The organism is Paraburkholderia phenazinium (assembly GCF_900141745.1).
GTDB lineage: Bacteria > Pseudomonadota > Gammaproteobacteria > Burkholderiales > Burkholderiaceae > Paraburkholderia > Paraburkholderia phenazinium_B.
In genome coordinates this window covers 851,304-870,306 of record NZ_FSRM01000001.1, presented here as the reverse complement: position 1 = coordinate 870,306, position 19,003 = coordinate 851,304, and the positions used below count along the sequence as shown (strand labels likewise).

Below are 19,003 nucleotides of genomic sequence, written 5' to 3'. Positions count from 1 at the left end.
CGGGCCGCGAGCCAGACGCCAGGCGGGTTGCGGCGAAACCGGCATTGGCTCGAACGGGACCGCCCCCATCTGAAATGGACTATTGCTGAACCCGGCCCGCGCAGCGGTGTCAGAAAGAGGTTGCGACCATCAGGCGTAAGATGGGCGCCTGTCTCATCACGCTGGACGCCACACCCCGGAGAGCCGTCAAACATGTGGAAAACCAGTCTCGTCGCCGTACTGTGCGGCACGTCGTTACTCGCTCAGGCCCAGCAACCTGCAGCTCAGCAGGTCGTGCACTGGCAATTGCAGGTGATGCGCGACGGCCAGCAGATCGACTCGTTCGAGGCCGATACAACCGTGGGTCAGGCACGCACGGACACGCATCATCAGGTGGTGCAGCACAATGTCGGCTGCAAGGATGCGCCTGGCGGCAGTATCGATCTGTCGCGCACGCTGACCGTCTCGCCGATCCAGGCCGATGCCAATCAGGTCACGCTCGCAATCGACGCGCAGGAAACGCTCGAGGACGACAGCGCGCCGAAAACCGACACCGGTTGCAAGTTGCCGCCGCAGCCGCGTCAGGTAGCGGCCAATCATCCGGGGCTGCAGGTGCCGGCCGGTCAATGGGCCACATGGCAAATCGTCGACAAGAATCCAACCCTTGTATATCGAGTCCGTGCCAGCCTCGCCAATCACCCTTGATATCAACGAAAACCGTGGACCACGCGGCATGCGAAACCCCGAAGAACTCATCCGCGAGAGCGCCCAGCCTAAGGATTTCATCGCAGTAAGCTGGAACCTGCACAAGGGCCGCACGCCGCTTGGCTTTCAGGCCTGGCAGGCGATGCAGCGCTGGGTGCAGTCGACCCACGCCGACGCCTATTTCCTGCAGGAAGCGATGGCGCGGCGCATGCCGGCGCCGGTGTTGTCGGGCGGCTTTGGCGCGCCGTTGCGCGATCCGCTCGACGACATCTGGCATTGTCAGGCTACCGAAATCGCGCGCTCGCTGGAGTTGCAGATCGCGCTCGGGCCGAACGTATTCAAGCCGTCGTGGCGGCATGGCAATGCAATTCTCTCGCCGCACCCGCTCGATCTCGGCGGACGCTGGGACATCTCCGCACATCGCTTTGAGAAGCGCGGCCTGCTGGTGGCGCGCGCCACTTTCGCGGGTCATTCGGTGACGTTGCTGTGCGCGCATCTGGCGCTCACGCGCGCGGCGCGGCTGAGGCAGATGCACTGGATCGCGCACTGGATTGCAAAAGAGGCGCCAGAAGGGCCGCTAGTTTTGGCTGGGGACTTCAACGACTGGCGCAACGACTCGGTGCCGCTCTTCGGCGAACATGGCATGCATGAAGTGGCAACGTTGCTTGGCGAATCCGGCCGGACCTTCCCGGCGTTTTCACCAGCGCTCGCGCTGGACAAGATGTTCGTGCGAGGCATGAAACCGGTCGAATGGATCCAGCCCACCCAGGAGACCGCGTGGCTGTCCGATCATTTGCCGTATATGGCGCGTTTGCGGGTGGAATGAGCGCGGCGCTCGCCGCACGGCGGGTACGATGAGCGCGGCACTGAAGGCGCCGAAACCGCTGCAGCCAGCTCGGTAACCAGGCCAGTTGCGTCGGTACAAGCCAGTGCCCGAGCCACCTCGCCGATCCTCCTAGACCCGCTGCGGCGTCCAGTTCACCGTCGCCGTCATCTCCTCGTCCGGCATCAACACGCAGCCACCCACGTGCTCACGCGGGTCGGTGGCGTTAAAGCAATCGGTGGTGTTCGTAACCGGTTCGACGCACAGCAGCGCCTCGGCAGCCGGCGCGAATACCACCAGATGATCGAACGGCGCTTGTGCCGTCAACGTCAGCCGGCGACCCTCGTCGGGCCAGGCAATCGTCGCGCTGCGCGACCAGCCGGCAAAGTTGTTGTCGAGATCGAACGCACCGGCTGACATGCCTTCGCGCATCGCGTCGACCGCCGGATGCGGGCCAAGATGTGTCGGCAGCACCTCGCCGTCGGCGTGCCACATCCCTTGAACCTGCGCGTATACGCGGGTTTCCGCGGTGCGCGGGTAATACGGGTGATGCCCCATGCCAAACGGCATCGGCTGCCCAGCCAGATTCCGCGCGGATAAGGTCACGCGCAACGTATCCCCCGCCAGTTCGATCCGTTGCATCGCGCAATAGCGAAACGGCCAGTCACCCTGCGCATGCGGATCAGGCTCATGTTCAAAGTGCAGCTCCACCGAATTCGCCGTCACCGTGCCGACCTGCCACGGCCGACGCCATGCGTGCCCATGCAGCGCGTGGGCGAAACGGTTGCCATCGCCCGCCAGATCGACCGTTCGGCCTTCGAAGACGAAGCGCGCATCGCGGATACGGTTGCAATACGGCAGCAGCGGGAAACTTGCCATACGCAGCGGATCGCGTTCGGCGAGCGCAGCGTCGGTCGCGGGCCGCATCCAGTGGACCGGTCCGGCTGCTGCGACCTCGTAGTACGCCGCAATCGCACCGCCTACATGCGGCGCGACCAGCACGCGCATCGCGCCGCTCGCCAGAGCGATCAGGTTGGGATCGTCCAGCGAGAACGCGTCTGCCGCAGATGGCCGGATCGGATTCAGGGAAACATCGCGCATGGTGAAAATAATCAAGGCCTCGGGCAGAATGCGACCCACGTCCGCTCACGGGGCCCGCGCGACCGAGAATCGCACGCTACGCGCCTCAGGTCAATATTATTAGTAATATTCTATTCACACGGAAGGCAATAAGACGCCTTCCCAGACTTCCCAAATGACGGGTTTTTGCGCGTTGCCGCCCACATATTATTAGTGGTACCGTCATCACGATCATGCCCGAGGGCATTCCTGCTTTAGCCGCCGTTGCCGGACGGCCCGCACAATGAAAAAATCGACTCAACGCCGTCCCACGATGACCGACATCGCCAAACTCACTGGCGTGTCGCAGTCGACGGTTTCGCTCGTCCTGAACAACGCGACCGGCGCGAAATTCTCCGAGACCACCCGCAACAAGGTACTGAAGGCGGCCCACGATCTCGGCTACCGGCTCTCGCCGCGCGAACCGGTTTTTGCCTCCAAGGACGAACGCAACCTGATCGTCTATCTCGCCGATGAAATCTCGACGAGTCCGCATCCGGTCGTCAATATCGACGGCGCCCGCGACGCGGCCTACGCGAGCGGCAAGATGCTGGCGGTCTACTCGACTCACGGGAACGCGGACGTCGAGCAGCAGGTGCTCGAAACCACGCTGTCGAACCCACAACTGTTCGGCGTGATCTATGCAACGGTCTACACGCGCAAGGTGACGCTGCCCGCCGCGCTCTCGCGCGTGCCGACCGTGCTGCTCAACTGCTACACGAGCGAGGGCGGCCAGTCGTCGGTGGTGCCAGCGGAAGTCGCGGGCGGCCATATCGCCACCGAGTACCTGCTGAATGCCGGCCACCGGCGCATCGCCTACATCAACGGCGAACCCTGGCAGGACGCGTCGAAAGACCGCCAGAAAGGCTATCGCACCGCGCTCGCCACCGCCGACCTGCCGTTCGCCCCTGAACTCGTGCGCGACGGCGACTGGAGTTCGGGTCTCGGCTTCGAACACACGCTCTCGCTGATGCGCGAGACGAATCCGCCGACGGCGATCTTCTGCGCCAACGACCTGACCGCGCTCGGTGCGATCGAGGCCATCAAGCAGCTAGGGCTGCGAGTCCCGGAAGACGTTTCCGTGCTCGGCTACGACGACCAGGAAATTGCCCGCCACACGCACCCACCGCTCTCGACCGTGGTGCTGCCGAACTACGAGCTGGGCCGCTGGGCAGTCGAAACCCTGCTGCAGGAGGAACAGAACCGTGCGGCCGGCGCACCGGTGCGGCACCGCATGGTGAAGCTCGACGGCCCGCTCGTCGAACGCGCCTCAGTGAGGGTAATTACCGAGGCAAAATCACCCATAATTAATATTATTAGTGATTGACCGATAATAATTCCGAGTGGAATAATCGGCACGTCCGGTCACGGGGCGCGCAAGTGCCGATCGGCAGGAGAAGCACAAAAAGCAAATACACACCTACCTCACCAGGTACTGGAGGAAGACATGGCATCGCTCAAACGGCAATCGCGCGGACAACGGGTTCATCAACTGACCGCATCCCCACTGGCTGCATCCCTTGTGGCACTGGCACTCGGCTTTGGCGTCGCGACGGCACACGCCGACGATGCCCTGCCCAAGATCCCCAACAAGACTCCGCTGAAGGTCGGCTTCGCCCAGACCGAAAGCAACAATCCGTGGCGTCTCGCGGAAACCAAGAGCATGAAGGACACCGCCGCCAAGTGCGGCTGGCAGCTGGTCGTCACCGACGCCAACGGCTCGAACGCCAAGCAGGTCTCGGACATCCAGAACATGATCGCGCAGCACGTCGATCTGCTGGTGTTCCCGCCGCGTGAAGAAAAGCCGCTCTCGCCAGTCGTCCTGCAAGCCAAGAAAGCCGGCATTCCGGTGATTCTGGTGGACCGTGACGTCGATCACTCGGTCGCCAAGCCGGGCCAGGACTACATCACATTCATCGGCTCCGACTTTATCAATCAGGGCCAGCGCGCCGCCGACTGGCTGGTGAAGGCCACCAACGGCAAGGCCAAGATCATCGAACTCGAAGGCACAACGGGCGCCTCCGCGGCCAACGATCGCAAGAAGGGCTTCGACGACGTGATCGCCAAGCATCCGGACATGCAGATCATTGCCTCGCAGGACGGCGATTTCTCGCGTGACAAGGGCCGCCAGGTCATGGAAACCTTGCTGCAAGCCCATCCGGACGTGACTGCGGTCTACGCGCATAACGACGAAATGGCACTTGGCGCGATTGCGGCGATCAAGGCCGCTGGCAAGCAGCCAGGCAAGGATATCCAGATCGTGACGATCGACGGCACCAAGGGCGGCATGGATGCCATCGCAGCGGGCGAACTCGGTGCAAGCGTGCAGTCGAGCCCGTTCTTCGGCCCGTTGGCCTGCGACGTCGCGCAGAAATTCGCCAAGGGCGAAAAGATCCCGACCTGGGTCAAGGTCTCGGACCGCTTCTACGACAAGAGCAACGTGCAGCAGAACATGCAGTACGGCTATTGATGCAGGCCCGGGCCGTCTGCACGCCTGATCGGGAGTGTCGTACCTGACAGGCAACGCCGATGGTCCGGCGCACCCAGAGTCCGGCACCGGACAGGGTGTTCCGATCCCAGAGGTGGTCCCCTTTTGGGGTTCACGGAACACCTGAAGGCTCCTAACTCCGAAGGCGGTCACCTTTAGGGCCGGGAGCGCACTGCAGTACGTCCCTCTTACGTCTCCGAGGGGGACGGGAAGGGTTCGGAGCGACGTGCCCGTGCCACGACGGGCTGTCGCTTCGCTTTGTCTTACGGACTACTATGGGAAGGTGGCACGAGCCGCGCCGCCGCCCGCCGTACAGTATCTGCAGCAGGAGAATTGACGTGACGCAATCCGGCAGCCCTACGCCGCCGTCTCCCAGCGCCGGACGTTCGCCGCTGCTGGAGATGCAGGACATCCAGATCAGTTTCGGCGGCGTGCCCGCCTTGCGCAACGCGAATCTGAGCGTCGCCGCAGGTGAAGTGCACGCGCTGATCGGCCAGAACGGCGCCGGTAAATCCACCATGATCAAGATCCTCACCGGCGCCTACCGGCGAGGCGGTGGAACGGTGCGTTTCGAAGGCCGCGAGATCGATTTCCGCACGCCGAAGGAAGCGCGCGAAGCGGGCATCAGCACGATCTATCAGGAGATCAATCTGGTGCCGTTCCGCTCGGTGGCCGAGAACATATTTCTGGGTCGTGAGCCGCGCCGCTTCGGTCTGATCGACTGGCGCGCGGTGCAGCAGCGCGCCGCTGCACTGCTCGAATCGTTCGGTTTGCAGATCGATGTGAAGAAACCCGTGCGCACCTATTCGACCGCCATTCAGCAGATGGTTGCGCTTGCTCGCGCGGTGTCGTCCGACGCGAAGATGGTGATCATGGACGAATCCACCTCGTCGCTCGACGAACGCGAAGTGGAATTGCTGTTCACCGTGGTGCGCAAGCTGCGCGACGATGGCCGTGCGGTGATTTTCGTGTCGCACCGGCTCGATGAACTCTACGCGTTGTGCGACCGCGTCACGGTGATGCGCGATGGCCAAACCGTCGCACAAAGCACGATGGCCGAGATGGACAAGCTGCAGCTCGTGACGACGATGCTCGGCCGCACGCTGGCCGCCGTCGTTCAGGAAGATGCCACGGCGCGTGAGGCCAACCTCGCGCGCCGCGGCGCACGGGTCATGGCGGCGCACAACCTGAGCGCCCATCCGAAAGTCAGCGACGTCTCGCTCGAAGTGCACGCCGGCGAAGCCGTGGGCCTCGCCGGCCTGCTCGGTTCGGGCCGCACGGAGACGATGCGGCTGATGTTCGGTGCCGATCCGCTCGAGCAAGGCACGCTCTCCCTGGGTGGCGAAACCGTCACGCTGAAGTCGCCGCAGGATGCAATCGCCCGTGGCCTCGCCTACCTCACAGAAGACCGCAAAGGCGACGGCATCGTCCCCGAACTGTCGGTGCGCGACAACCTCACGCTTGTCTGTCTACGCACGCTCGCGAAACACGGCATCGTGGATGTCAAAAAACAGCAGGCGATTGTCGAGCGTTTCATTGCCTCGCTCGGCATCAAGCTACGTTCGCCGGATCAGCCGATCCGCGAGCTGTCCGGCGGCAATCAGCAAAAGGTGTTGCTCGCGCGCTGGCTCGCCGCCGAACCGTCGCTGCTGCTGCTCGACGAGCCGACCCGCGGCATCGACGTCGGCGCCAAGGCGGATGTCGCGAAGATCGTGCGCGAACTGCGCGACGCCGGCCTTGCGGTGCTGCTGTCGGCCTCGGAACTGGAAGAACTGACCGCCGTGGCCGACCGCGCCGTCGTGATCCGCGACGGTCGCACGGTCGCCGAACTGAACGGCGCGCAGATGAGCGAAAGCAGCATCATGGACGCCATTGCCTGGGGCAGCGACGGCTCGTCGCAACTCGTCGAAGCCGCCCACTCTGCCCACATTGAAGACGCGCTGGAGGGCGACCGTCATGGCGCTTAAGTCGCTGAAGTCGTTAGGTCAGGAAACCTCGCCGGCCCTGCTCGCCACCACGGACGGCGCCGCGCAGGAACGCGCGAAGAAACGCCACCGTCTGACCATCCAGCGCGAAGTCATCGTGCTGCTGGCCATGCTGGTCTTCAACCTGCTGTTCACACAGCACTTCTGGTCGCTGCAGACGTTCAACGTCAACCTGACCCAGGTGGTGACGATCGTGATCGTCGGCATCGGCATGACGCTGGTGGTGGCCACAGGCGGCATCGACCTCTCGGTGGGCGCGTCGATGGCGATTTCCGGTGCGCTCGCGCCGATGCTGTTCATGAATATCCCGGGGCCCGGCGGCATTGCGCTAGCGTTTGTGCTGCCGGTTATCGCCGCAGCGGCCTGCGGGGTGTTCAACGGGCTGCTGGTGACGAGGCTCTCTGTCCAGCCGATTGTCGCCACGCTGGTGCTGTTCATTGCCGGGCGCGGCATCGCCCAGGTGGTGACCGACGGCAGCCTGCAGGCGTTCGACAACCCCGCGTTCCAATGGATCGCGCTTGGCAAGGTGGGCGGCGTGCCGTTCCAGGTGCTGCTGATGTTCGCGCTGGTCGCGCTGTTTGTCTGGGTCGTGCGCAAAACGTTGTTCGGCCAGTACCTGCTCATCACCGGCGGCAACGAAAAGGCTGCGTACCTGTGCGGCATACCGACTTCGCGCGTCAAGCTGATCGCCTACACGATATGCGCTGCGCTGGCAGGTCTGGCGGGACTGATTTCGATCTCGGTGAATTCGTCCTCGGATGCGAACGTGGTCGGCCTGGGCATTGAGCTCGATGCCATCGCCGCCGTCGCGGTCGGCGGTACCGCATTGACGGGCGGCAAGGCGTATATCGGCGGCACGCTGATCGGCGCGCTGATCATCCAGTTGCTGCGCTACACCCTGCTCGCGCATGGCATTCCCGACGCAGCGGCGCTGGTCGTCAAGGCGGCCATCATCATTGCGGCCGTGTACGTGCAACGGCGCTCGCGCTGAAAGCCACTCCCACCATGCCGACCCCGCTGCGCGCGCTCACAAAGACTTCGGACTCGACGCGATGAAAAAGAATCTCCCCATCCTGCTCGCGCTCGTCGCACTCGTGGTGCTCGGGCTCGTGCGCTACGAACACTTCGGCTCGGCGTACAACATCAATTCGTTCTGGCGCTACAACTCGATGTTTGCGCTGATTTCGGTCGGCATGGCGTTCGTCATCATCACGGGCGGCATCGACCTCTCGGTGGGCACCGTGGCGGCGATGTCCAGCATCGTGGCCGCGCTCATCAGCCCCTATGGCGGCTGGGTCGCCGTGCTCGCCGGTTCTGTGGCGGGGCTGATCGTGGGTGTGGTGAACGGCATCATCATCACGCGTCTGAAGATCCTGCCGTTTATCACGACGCTCGCCACCAGTCTTGGCGCACACGGCGTCGCGCTGCTGCTCGGCAAGAACGACGCCGTGTCGATTGCCGCCGATTCGAATTTTGGCAATTTCGGCCAGGGCGACCTGTTCGGCATGCCGATTCCCGGTATTGTCGCGCTCGTCGCGGCGGTGGCCGGGTGGCTCGCGCTGCGCAGCACGCGCTTCGGGCGGCATTCGCTCGCCATCGGCGGTAGCGAGGAAGCTGCACGCCTGATGGGGCTGAACGTGGACCGCACACTGGTGACGGCTTATGCGGTGAGCGGCTTGCTGGCGGGTATGGCGGGCGTGATACTCGCGGCGCAGTTCGGCGCCGGGCAGCCGAATGAAGGAGTCGGCTGGGAGCTGTTCGCGATCTCCGCCGTAGTGCTGGGCGGCACGCTGCTGACCGGCGGCGAAGGCTCGATTGCGATGACGATTGCCGGTGTGCTGCTGCTCGGGCTGGTGTTCAACCTGCTCAACTTCGAAAACGGGCTCGGCTTCATCAGCCTCTCGGCGTACTGGCAATCTGTGATTCGTGGCGTGTTCCTGCTGCTGGTGATCGTCATGCAGGCTCGTGTGCTGAAGCAGCGCGGTCGCAAACGCGCAGCTGTAACGGCTTGAACAAGGCTCGGACGGCGGCGGATGCCCCGCCGTCCGCCACGCCCGCGCCCAGGCATGACTTCCCTCGCTTTAGCGTCGATTCCACGCCCTTTCCATTGATTTCCCTCACCTTTTGCCAGTTTCGGCAGCAGGGTCAATGCTGCACTGCGCGACGGGTTTCTGTATCATCCCAAAAATTGTTGTCAGGACGCGCGCCTGCCGGCCCGCGATCCGGTCACCGGACGGCGATCGCCCCACGCGAGTTTCGCCCCTCGCCGTACCGCTGCTGAACCCCGGCTGTATCCCCGCCGACGTGCTTCGCCGCGTGCCGTTACGACGCCGGAGCCGCAAGTCCGGCAACCGCTAGAGCCACCGTGCCGCCACCCGCGGACTGCGAGCGCGGTAAAATAGCGGATTGCGCATTATTTTTTCCTTAAGCAATCGGTCAACCACAGGGTTAGCGCAGCATCGCCCTTGCCGTGCCGGCCGGTTATTCGTCTGGCCGTTTTTGTTTTCGCACTATCCAAGAAGCCATGAGCAACCTGAATCAACAAACCGTCCTGAGCGTCCATCACTGGACCGATACGCTGTTCAGTTTCACCTGCACGCGCGACCCGTCGTTCCGTTTCGAAAACGGCCAGTTCACGATGGTCGGCCTCGAAGTCGACGGCAAGCCGCTGATCCGCGCCTACAGTCTCGCGAGCGCGAACTACGAAGAGCACCTCGAATTCCTGAGCATCAAGGTTCAGGACGGCCCGCTCACGTCGCGCCTGCAGCATCTGAAGGTGGGCGACCAGGTCCTGATCGGCAAGAAGCCGGTCGGCACGCTGATGGCGGATAACCTGCTGCCGGGCAAGACGCTGTGGCTGCTGTCCACGGGTACGGGCCTCGCGCCGTTCATGTCGATCATCAAAGATCCGGACATCTACGACCGCTACGAGCGCGTCGTGCTCACGCACACCTGCCGTTTCGTCGACGAACTGGCGTACAAGGAATACATCACGGATCACCTGCCGGCGCACGAGCACCTCGGCGAACTGGTACAGGAAAAGCTGCTGTATTACCCCACCGTCACGCGTGAGGCGTTCCAGAACCGCGGCCGGATCACAGAACTGATCGAAACCGAAAAGCTGTTCGCCGACCTCGGCGTGCCCGGCTTCTCGCTGGAAAACGACCGTGTCATGCTGTGCGGCAGCCCGCACATGCTGCGCGACACGCGCAAGCTGCTCGACGACGCGGGCTTCCAGGAAGGCAGCAACAACGCGCCGGGCCACTACGTCGTGGAAAAGGCGTTCGTGGGCTAAGCACTGCGGCCAGAGCTGCCGTAAGCCACCCCGCTCACCGCAACTAGGTTGAGCCTCAAGAAACCGGAGCCTTCGCGCTCCGGTTTTTGCTTTTTGGCGCTAGCGGATCCGGATACTTTTCACGTCTTCCTGGCGCCCGACGCCCCTCGCAGTGACTGCCAAAATCTCACATACCAGGTAGAACTCTGCCAACCGCGGCCGGTTACAAATCCTACAGCGGCCTTCACCTGGCGTGTCAGCCTTTTTCCTACGTGCAAAATGCATATCGACATGTCAAGCGCGTTAAAGTCCTGGGGCAAAAAACCCACGCTAGCCCTTGTTCTATCTACTCCTTTTCTTTTTTTTTGAGATATGATCGCGGCGCATCATGGGTTGCTGTAGCGCCCACCAGGGTTACATCCGATATGTAACCGAATGTAAATTTCGTTACGCTACACTGTCGCGAATTGTCTGTCGCGGCCACGCGTTGCGGGCACATCACAAGGCCAGAGATTCGCATGCGTTCCCTCGTCTTCGCGCCGTCGATGCGCACCCGGTTTGCTGTGCCAGAGGCATCCTGAGCGGGAGAGTCATGGATACGTCGACTGTCGTACCGATCACTGCGCATGTCCCGCCTTTGATGGCCCGCGAGGAAAGCAGCGCCGAGCGTGAGATCGCGAGTCTGCGCGCCCGCGTGCGCGAACTGTCCGCTGAACTGATCCACGCCCAGGAAGCCGCTTGCCAACGCGTGGCGCGCGAACTGCACGACAGCGTCGGCGCTGAACTGACCGCGACGCGTTTTGCGCTCGCCGGCATCGAAACCTGGCTGCCTGCCGATGCGCCGCCGCAGTGCGTCGCCGCGCTCAAGGTAGCCGGCCGCTCGCTCGATACGGTCTGCGAGGCCGCTCATCAGGCAGTTGCTGAGCTTCATGCGCCCGCGCTCGACGCGGGCATCGTCAATGCACTTTCGCAATGGGCCGGCGACTTCGCCGTGCGGACCCAGCTGCGCACCAGCTTCGTCTGCGCTGCCGACGTGCGGCTCACGCGCTTGCCGGCGGACGCCGCGCTGGCGATTTTCCGGGTCGCCCAGGAAGCCTTGAACAATATTGCCAAGCACGCGCGGGCCAGCGCTGCGGACGTCCGCATCGAAGCCAGCCGTCGCCATCTGACGCTCGTCGTCAGCGACGACGGCGTCGGCCTCGCGCCGCGCGCCCGTACGCGCCAGGGCCATTTCGGCCTCGCCGGCATGCGCGCCCGTTGCGCGGCGTTCGACGGCAGCGTGCAGATCAGCGCCCGCCGCAGCGAGCGCGCCACGCAAGCGCGCGGCACCACGGTGCGCGCGCGTTTCGCATGGAATGCCATGCTCGCCGACGCGGCGTGCATCGAACGCCGTGCGGCCCGCGCCGCCGCGCTTTCTTCGTGAGCGCGCCAACATGAGCCTGCGTATCCTGCTCGTGGACGACCATGCCGTCGTCCGTCAAGGCGTGCGTCAACTATTAATGGACCGCGGCGTCGCGAGCGATGTGGCTGAGGCCGAAACCGGCGCCGAGGCCCTCATCGCCGCGGCAAAGCATGTGTACGACGTGATCCTGCTCGACATCTCGCTGCCGGACATGAATGGCGTCGAAGTGCTCAAGCGCATCAAACGCAAGGCGCCCCGCGCGGCGGTACTGATGTTTTCGATGTATCGCGAGGACCAGTATGCGGTCCGCGCGCTGAAGGCTGGAGCGGCCGGGTATCTGTCGAAGACGGTCGACGCCGCGCAGATGATCGGCGCAATCCAGCAGGTGGCGGCCGGCCGCAAGTATGTCAGCCCGGCGATGGCCGAGGCGCTCGCCGACTACGTTTCGTTCGACGGCGAGCAGTTGCCGCACGAAAAGCTTTCCGACCGCGAATACCAGACGCTGTGCATGCTCGCCTCGGGCAAGCGGCTGACGGACATTGCGAACACACTGTCGCTGTCGGTCAAGACGGTGAGCGTGTACCGCACGCGCCTGCTCGAGAAGATGAAGCTGCGCAACAACGCCGAACTCACCTTCTATGTGATGAGCAACCGGCTCGTCGATCTCAATCCGGCCATGGCCGGATAAAGCGGCATAAGAGCACCGCAAAGGACATAAGACACGCTTGAGGTACGGCGCAAGGCCGTGCCTGCCATCCCGAAAATGCATCGGGGTGCGCATCCGCTAAAATCGCGGGTTTCCCGACATTCGGCGCGCAAGACGCGTGCACTACCGGAGAACCCACGCCAATGTCCCTGTTTCGCAAGAAAAGCGTCGAGCACATGCTCGTCGCCAGCAGCAAAAGCGGCGGCCTGAAGAAAACCCTCGGCGCACTTGACCTCACTTTCCTCGGTGTCGGCGCGATCATCGGCACCGGCATTTTCGTGCTGACCGGCACCGGCGCCGTGCAGGCCGGCCCGGCCCTGATGCTGTCGTTCATCATCGCGGCCATCGCCTGCGGCTTCGCGGCGCTCGCCTATGCCGAGTTCGCGTCCACCATTCCGGTCGCCGGTTCGATCTATACCTATTCGTACGCCACGCTCGGCGAACTGGCCGCGTGGATCATCGGCTGGGACCTGATGCTCGAATACGGGCTGGCCACCTCGGCGGTGTCCGTGGGCTGGTCGGGTTATCTGCAGTCGCTGCTGTCGGGCTTCGGCATTGCGCTGCCGGTTGCACTGTCGGCCGCGCCGGGCGCGCTGCCCGGTCACGCGACCTTCTTCAATCTGCCCGCCTTTCTGGTGATGATGGCTATCACCGCGCTGCTGTCGGTCGGCATCCGCGAATCCGCGCGCATCAACAACATCATGGTGGCGATCAAGGTAACCGTGGTCTTGCTGGTGATCGGCGTCGGCGTGTTCCATGTCACGCCCGCCAACTGGCATCCGTTCATGCCGAACGGCTGGAACGGCGTGTTCGGTGCGGCGGCGGTCATGTTCTTTGCGTTTATCGGCTTCGACTCGGTGTCGTCGGCGGCTGAAGAAGTGAAGAATCCGAAACGCGACCTGCCGGTGGGCATCATCGCCTCGCTCGGCGTGTGTGCCGTGCTGTACGTCGCGGTCGCAGCGGTCGTCACGGGCATCATGCCGTCGGCGCAGTTCGCCAATATCTCGCACCCGGTGTCATATGCCTTGCAGGTGGCCGGTGAAAAATGGGTGGCCGGCTTTATCGATCTGGGCGCCGTGCTCGGCATGCTGACCGTGATTCTGGTGATGGCCTACGGCCAGACCCGCGTGATCTTCGCGATGTCGCGCGACGGGCTTCTGCCGGCCAGGCTGTCGCGCCTGCATCCGCGTTTTGCGACGCCGTTCTTCACCACTTGGCTCGTCGGCATTTTCTTCGGCTTGATCGGCGCTCTGGTGCCGCTCAACGTGCTTGCGGAACTGATCAATATCGGCACGCTGGCGGCGTTTTCGATGGTGTCGATCGCCGTGCTGGTCCTGCGCAAGACGCATCCACAACTGCCGCGTGCGTTCCGTTGCCCGGGTGTGCCGGTGGTGCCGATCCTTGCGGTGGCGTCGTGCCTGTTCCTGATGGTGAACCTGAAATTCGTCACCTGGGTCGCCTTCGTGATCTGGCTGTTGATCGGCATGACGATCTATTTCGGTTACTCACGCCGGCACTCGAAGCTCGCGCACGGGACGCAAGACCACTAGCCTCTCTCCCCCCGCAGCAGCGAACGCAAGCCTCTGGCGTTCACCCTTCTGAAAACGGCACGCCTGCTCACGCGGTGTGCCGTTTTTTATGCTTTGCCGCCCTTGCACACGCCGCATGCCAGCCGCCGGACGATTTCCCCCGATAGCACGCCCGTCCGATTTGTGCTTTACTTTTCGCTGGAACCATAAAAAGCACAAACCGAAGCGAGCCCTCGTAGCAGGCAGGCGGAAGGTAGTGAATTTGGGCCCGCGCCGGTCTCGATCCCCCTCGCAACCATGTTGCATGAGACCAGAGCAAGCAAGCACTACGGCGCTAGCTCTGATCGACAAAGGAGACAGTTCATGGCGATCAGCATCAGTCTGACGGTGAACGGCACAGCCGTTACCGCCGAAATCGAACCTCACACCCTGCTTGTCCAGTTCCTGCGCGATCAACTCCGGCTCACCGGCACGCACATCGGCTGCGACACGGCCCAGTGCGGCGCGTGCACGGTTCATCTGAACGGCCGCGCGATCAAATCGTGCAATATCCTCGCCGTGCAGGCTGAAGGCGCTGAGATCACGACCATCGAAGGACTGGCCAAAGACGGCGAGCTGCATCCCATGCAGACCGCTTTCCGCGCCTGCCACGGCTTGCAGTGCGGTTTCTGTACGCCGGGCATGGTGATGAGTGCGACCTCGCTGGTCCAATGTCAACCCGATCTCACCGAAGCGGATGTACGCGCCCAGCTCGACGGCAACCTGTGCCGCTGTACGGGCTATCACAACATCGTCAAGGCCGTGCTCGAAGGGGCCGCCGGCATGAAGTCCGGCGCTGCCAGTCTGGCGACCGACAAAGTCACCGCCTAAGGAGCCGACGATGAACGCACCCGACCCGCATCCGCTGATTGGCGCCTCCGTCCAGCGCAAGGAAGACTACCGGTTCCTGACCGGCAATGGACAGTACACCGACGATGTCGTCCTGCCCCAGCAAACCTACGCTGTGTTCCTGCGCTCGCCGCATGCGCACGCGCGGATCAAAAGCATCGATACGGCCGCGGCGAAACAATCGCCGGGCGTCGTGGCGGTGTTCACCGGCGCGGATATGGCCGCCGACAACGTGGGCGGCCTGCCCTGCGGCTGGCTGATCCACAGCGTCGACGGCACTCCGATGCACGAACCGCCCCATCCGGTGATTGCGCATACCAAGGCACGCCACGTCGGCGACCAGGTGGCGATAGTGATCGCCGATTCGGTGAAGGCGGCGAAAGACGCGGCCGAGCTGATCGAAGTGGACTACGACGTCCTGCCCGCCGCGGTAGATACCGCTCACGCGGCTGACCCGGGTCAACCGGCCGTGCACGACGAAGTGCCGGACAACGTCTGCTACAACTGGGGCCACGGCGACAAGGCTGCCACCGACGCGGCCTTCGCGAAAGCCGCTCACGTGACGACGCTCGATATCGTCAACAACCGCCTGATCCCGAACGCCATCGAGCCGCGTGCGGTGAACGCCAGTTGGTCGCCGCAGGACGACAGCTACACGGTGTATGTGGCCAACCAGAATCCGCACGTCGAGCGGCTGCTGATGGCCGCGTTCGTGCTATCGCTGCCCGAATCGAAATTGCGCGTGATTGCGCCGGATGTCGGCGGCGGCTTCGGCTCGAAGATCTTTCTGTATGCCGAAGATGTCGCGCTCACGTGGGCATCGAAGAAAATCCGCCGGCCGGTGAAGTGGACGGCCGAACGTTCGGAGGCCTTCATATCCGATGCGCACGGCCGCGACCACGTGACGAAAGCCGAACTGGCGATGGACGCCGACGGCAAATTCCTCGCCATGCGCGTGCACACCATTGCGAACATGGGTGCGTACCTGTCGACGTTCGCCTCGAGCGTGCCGACCATCCTGTACGCGACGCTGCTCGCCGGCCAGTACGCCACGCCCGCGATCTACGCCGAAGTGAAGGCGGTCTTCACCAACACGGTTCCCGTCGATGCCTACCGCGGCGCCGGACGTCCAGAAGCCACGTATGTGGTGGAGCGGCTTGTCGAAACCGCAGCGCGCGAGATGAATCTCGATCCAGCGGAAATCCGCCGTCGCAACTTCATTCGCTCGTTCCCATATGCGACGCCCGTGGGCCTCACCTACGACACCGGCGATTACGAAACCTGCCTCGCCCGCGCGCTGGAACTCGCTGACGTGAAGGGTTTCGCAGCCCGCAAGCAGGCCTCGGAGCAAAACGGCAAGCGGCGTGGCCTCGGCTACTCGTGCTACATCGAAGCCTGCGGACTTGCACCGTCGAACATCGCGGGCGCGTTGGGCGCGCGGGCCGGGTTGTTCGAAGCGGGTGAAGTACGTGTGCACCCGACCGGCTCGGTAACAGTGTTCACCGGCTCGCATAGCCACGGTCAAGGGCATGAGACGACGTTTGCCCAGGTTGTGGCGGACCGGCTCGGTATTCCATTGAACAACGTCGAAATCGTGCACGGCGACACCGGCCGTATTCCATTCGGCATGGGCACGTACGGCTCTCGCTCGATTGCGGTGGGCGGCTCCGCGATCATGAAAGCGCTCGACAAGATCGAATCGAAAGCGAAAAAGATCGCGGCGCATCTGCTGGAAGCGGCGGCAGAAGACATCGAGTTCAAGGACGGCATATTCCGCGTCGCCGGCACGGACCGCACCAAGGCCTTCGCCGATATCTCGCTCGCCGCATATGTGCCGCACAACTATCCGCTCGACAAGCTCGAACCGGGCCTCGACGAAAGCGCGTTCTACGATCCGACCAATTTCACCTATCCGGCTGGTGCTTATATCTGCGAAGTGGAGGTCGATCCAGACACCGGTGAGTGCCGCATCCAGCAGTTCACTGCGGTCGACGACTTCGGCAATGTGATCAATCCGATGATCGTGGAGGGACAGGTGCACGGTGGCCTGGGTCAGGGGATCGGCCAGGCGATGCTCGAACGCTGCGTGTATGACAACGAGAGCGGCCAGTTGCTGACGGGTTCATATATGGACTATGCAATGCCGCGCGCCTCCGACTTGCCGAGCTTCACAGTGGAAACCGCCAAGGGCACGCCGTGCACGCACAATCCGCTCGGCGTGAAGGGCTGTGGCGAAGCAGGAGCCATCGGCTCGCCGCCGGCGGTGATCAACGCGATCATCGATGCGCTCGCGCCGCTCGGCGTGACGGATCTGCAAATGCCCGCGACGCCGCATCGCGTGTGGGCCGCCATCCACGCTGCGCAACAACCCTGACCGGAGCAAGCCGACATGTACACATTCGACTACCAACGTGCGGCCGATCCGAAAGCGGCGGTCGCAGCGCTCGCCGGTGACAGCGACGCCAAATTTCTCGCCGGCGGCCAGAGTCTGCTGCCCACGATGCGTCTGCGCCTCGCACAGCCCTCCAGACTGATCGACATCACGCGTATCGCCGCCCTCAAGGAGATTCGCGTCGACGCCAACACCGTGACCGTAGGCGCTGCCGTCTGCCACGCGGATGTCGCAGAACACGCCGAGATCCAGCGCGTATTGCCGGGGCTCGCCAGCCTCGCCAGCCATATCGGCGACCGTCAGGTGCGCGCGCTAGGGACGATTGGCGGTTCCCTCGCGAACAACGATCCGGCTGCGTGCTATCCGGCTGCGACGCTCGCGTTGGGCGCGACAATTGTCACTGACCGGCGCCGCATCACAGCTGACGACTTCTTTGTCGGCATGTACGAGACCGCGCTCGCGCCCGACGAACTGATCACCGCGATCGAGTTTCCCGTAGCCGAACGCAGCGCCTATGAGAAATTCCGCAATCCCGCTTCACACTTTGCGCTGGTCGGTGTGTTCGTCGCAAAACGCGCAGATGGCGTGCGGGTGGCAGTGACGGGCGCGGCGGCATCGGTGTTTCGCGCGGCCGAGCTGGAAAGCGCGCTCACGGCGGACTTCACGCCAGCGGCGGCGCGAGCGGTGACGGTCTCCGCGGATGAGCTGAACACCGACATGCACGCGAGCGCCGAGTATCGGGCGCATCTGATTCCGGTGCTGACGGCGCGCGCGGTGGCGACAGCGAACGGTTAGTGCGAGGGCGTACGCCCTCAGGAGAATCATGCAGCCCGCTTCAATCGACGACACCCTCGCCCAGCTCGCCGCCCAAAGCTATTTCGCGAACCGCGAACTGGCGACCGCGCTGTTCCTTGCGTTGCGCATGGAGCGGCCGTTGTTTGTCGAAGGCGAGCCGGGGGTCGGCAAAACCGAACTGGCCAAGGCCGCCGCTGGTCTGCTCGGCACGTCGATGTTGCGGCTGCAATGCTACGAGGGGCTCGATACGGCCAGCGCGCTCTACGAGTGGGACTATCCGCGTCAGATCATGGCGCTGAGGCTCGCCGAAGCCGCTGGCGAGCGCCCCGGTAACGACACGCTATATCGCAGCGAATTCCTGCTCAAGCGTCCGTTGTTGCAGGCGCTGATGCCCGACGAACAGCACCCCGGTGCACGCCGGGTGCTGCTGATAGACGAGATCGACCGCGCCGACGAACCGTTCGAAGCGTTCCTGCTCGAACTGCTGTCGGACTTTCAGGTGTCGATTCCGGAATACGGCACGGTGCGCGCGGAGCAGCCGCCGCTCGTCGTGATGACCTCGAACCGCACGCGCGAAGTGCACGACGCGTTGAAGCGCCGCTGCCTGTATCAATGGATCGGCTATCCGGAGCGCGATCGCGAACTGGCGATCGTCGCCGCGCGCGCGCCGCAGACCAGCGCGGAACTGCAAAAGCGCGCGGTCGACTTCGTGCATCAGTTGCGCGGCATGGACCTGTTCAAGGCCCCGGGGATTGCGGAAACAATCGACTGGTGCCGCGCGCTGGCCGCATTGAGCGTCACAGAACTCGATCCGCAATCGGTGCAGGACACGCTCGGCGTGTTGCTCAAGTATCAGGACGATCTGGCGCGGATCGACGCGGCACAGATAGCGAAGTGTCTGGCAGTGCCGGGGTAATG

16 protein-coding genes are annotated in these 19,003 nt (G+C 63.6%); 15 read left to right on the top strand and 1 reads right to left on the bottom strand.

Going from position 1 to position 19,003, the window contains the following annotated elements; translation table 11 throughout:
* The first annotated feature begins 192 nt into the window (after positions 1-192).
* Both BUS06_RS04090 and BUS06_RS04085 read left to right on the top strand, forming a co-directional pair.
* Positions 193-684, top strand: coding sequence for a hypothetical protein (locus tag BUS06_RS04090; RefSeq protein WP_074263102.1), 492 nt, complete (start codon positions 193-195; stop codon positions 682-684).
* Positions 685-712: 28 nt separating this feature from the next.
* The gene (locus BUS06_RS04085; protein ID WP_074263101.1) at positions 713-1,510 is read left to right on the top strand and encodes an endonuclease/exonuclease/phosphatase family protein; all 798 of its coding nucleotides are present in this window, start codon (positions 713-715) and stop codon (positions 1,508-1,510) included.
* Positions 1,511-1,639: 129 nt separating this feature from the next.
* Here the strand turns inward: BUS06_RS04085 and BUS06_RS04080 are convergent, their stop codons facing one another.
* Positions 1,640-2,608: an aldose 1-epimerase gene (locus BUS06_RS04080; RefSeq protein WP_074265904.1), complete on the bottom strand. Its 969-nt coding sequence runs from the start codon at positions 2,606-2,608 to the stop codon at positions 1,640-1,642.
* 292 nt (positions 2,609-2,900) lie between these two features.
* On the opposite strand from BUS06_RS04080, the gene BUS06_RS04075 reads away from it, so the two are divergent.
* The 13 genes from BUS06_RS04075 to BUS06_RS04015 all read left to right on the top strand — a co-directional run bounded on the left by BUS06_RS04075 (position 2,901) and on the right by BUS06_RS04015 (position 19,001).
* On the top strand, positions 2,901-3,953 hold the full coding sequence (locus tag BUS06_RS04075) for a LacI family DNA-binding transcriptional regulator (protein ID WP_074263100.1): 1,053 nt from the start codon (positions 2,901-2,903) through the stop codon (positions 3,951-3,953).
* Positions 3,954-4,073: 120 nt separating this feature from the next.
* Positions 4,074-5,096 carry an ABC transporter substrate-binding protein gene (locus BUS06_RS04070; protein WP_074263099.1) on the top strand — a complete coding sequence of 341 codons (1,023 nt, stop codon included), beginning with the start codon at positions 4,074-4,076 and terminating at the stop codon, positions 5,094-5,096.
* 356 nt (positions 5,097-5,452) lie between these two features.
* Positions 5,453-7,081: a sugar ABC transporter ATP-binding protein gene (locus BUS06_RS04065; protein WP_074263098.1), complete on the top strand. Its 1,629-nt coding sequence runs from the start codon at positions 5,453-5,455 to the stop codon at positions 7,079-7,081.
* A gap of 37 nt (positions 7,082-7,118) precedes the next feature.
* Positions 7,119-8,090: an ABC transporter permease gene (locus BUS06_RS04060; RefSeq protein ID WP_429287812.1), complete on the top strand. Its 972-nt coding sequence runs from the start codon at positions 7,119-7,121 to the stop codon at positions 8,088-8,090.
* A gap of 61 nt (positions 8,091-8,151) precedes the next feature.
* Entirely contained in the window at positions 8,152-9,111 is a 960-nt protein-coding gene (locus BUS06_RS04055) for an ABC transporter permease (RefSeq protein ID WP_074263096.1), read from the top strand.
* A gap of 512 nt (positions 9,112-9,623) precedes the next feature.
* Positions 9,624-10,394 carry a ferredoxin--NADP reductase gene (locus BUS06_RS04050; protein ID WP_074263095.1) on the top strand — a complete coding sequence of 257 codons (771 nt, stop codon included), beginning with the start codon at positions 9,624-9,626 and terminating at the stop codon, positions 10,392-10,394.
* A 571-nt stretch (positions 10,395-10,965) separates the two neighbouring features.
* Positions 10,966-11,796: a sensor histidine kinase gene (locus tag BUS06_RS04045; protein ID WP_074263094.1), complete on the top strand. Its 831-nt coding sequence runs from the start codon at positions 10,966-10,968 to the stop codon at positions 11,794-11,796.
* 10 nt (positions 11,797-11,806) lie between these two features.
* Entirely contained in the window at positions 11,807-12,463 is a 657-nt protein-coding gene (rqpR, locus tag BUS06_RS04040) for a response regulator transcription factor RqpR (protein WP_074265903.1), read from the top strand.
* 161 nt (positions 12,464-12,624) lie between these two features.
* Complete coding sequence (locus BUS06_RS04035) at positions 12,625-14,031, top strand: branched-chain amino acid transporter BcaP (RefSeq protein WP_074263093.1); 1,407 nt, start codon at positions 12,625-12,627, stop codon at positions 14,029-14,031.
* Between the two features lie 342 nt (positions 14,032-14,373).
* Positions 14,374-14,880: a (2Fe-2S)-binding protein gene (locus BUS06_RS04030; RefSeq protein ID WP_074263092.1), complete on the top strand. Its 507-nt coding sequence runs from the start codon at positions 14,374-14,376 to the stop codon at positions 14,878-14,880.
* Between the two features lie 10 nt (positions 14,881-14,890).
* Complete coding sequence (locus BUS06_RS04025) at positions 14,891-17,272, top strand: xanthine dehydrogenase family protein molybdopterin-binding subunit (RefSeq protein WP_074263091.1); 2,382 nt, start codon at positions 14,891-14,893, stop codon at positions 17,270-17,272.
* Between the two features lie 15 nt (positions 17,273-17,287).
* Complete coding sequence (locus BUS06_RS04020; protein ID WP_074263090.1) at positions 17,288-18,085, top strand: FAD binding domain-containing protein; 798 nt, start codon at positions 17,288-17,290, stop codon at positions 18,083-18,085.
* A 28-nt stretch (positions 18,086-18,113) separates the two neighbouring features.
* Positions 18,114-19,001 carry an AAA family ATPase gene (locus BUS06_RS04015; protein ID WP_074263089.1) on the top strand — a complete coding sequence of 296 codons (888 nt, stop codon included), beginning with the start codon at positions 18,114-18,116 and terminating at the stop codon, positions 18,999-19,001.
* Positions 19,002-19,003: the final 2 nt, after the last annotated feature.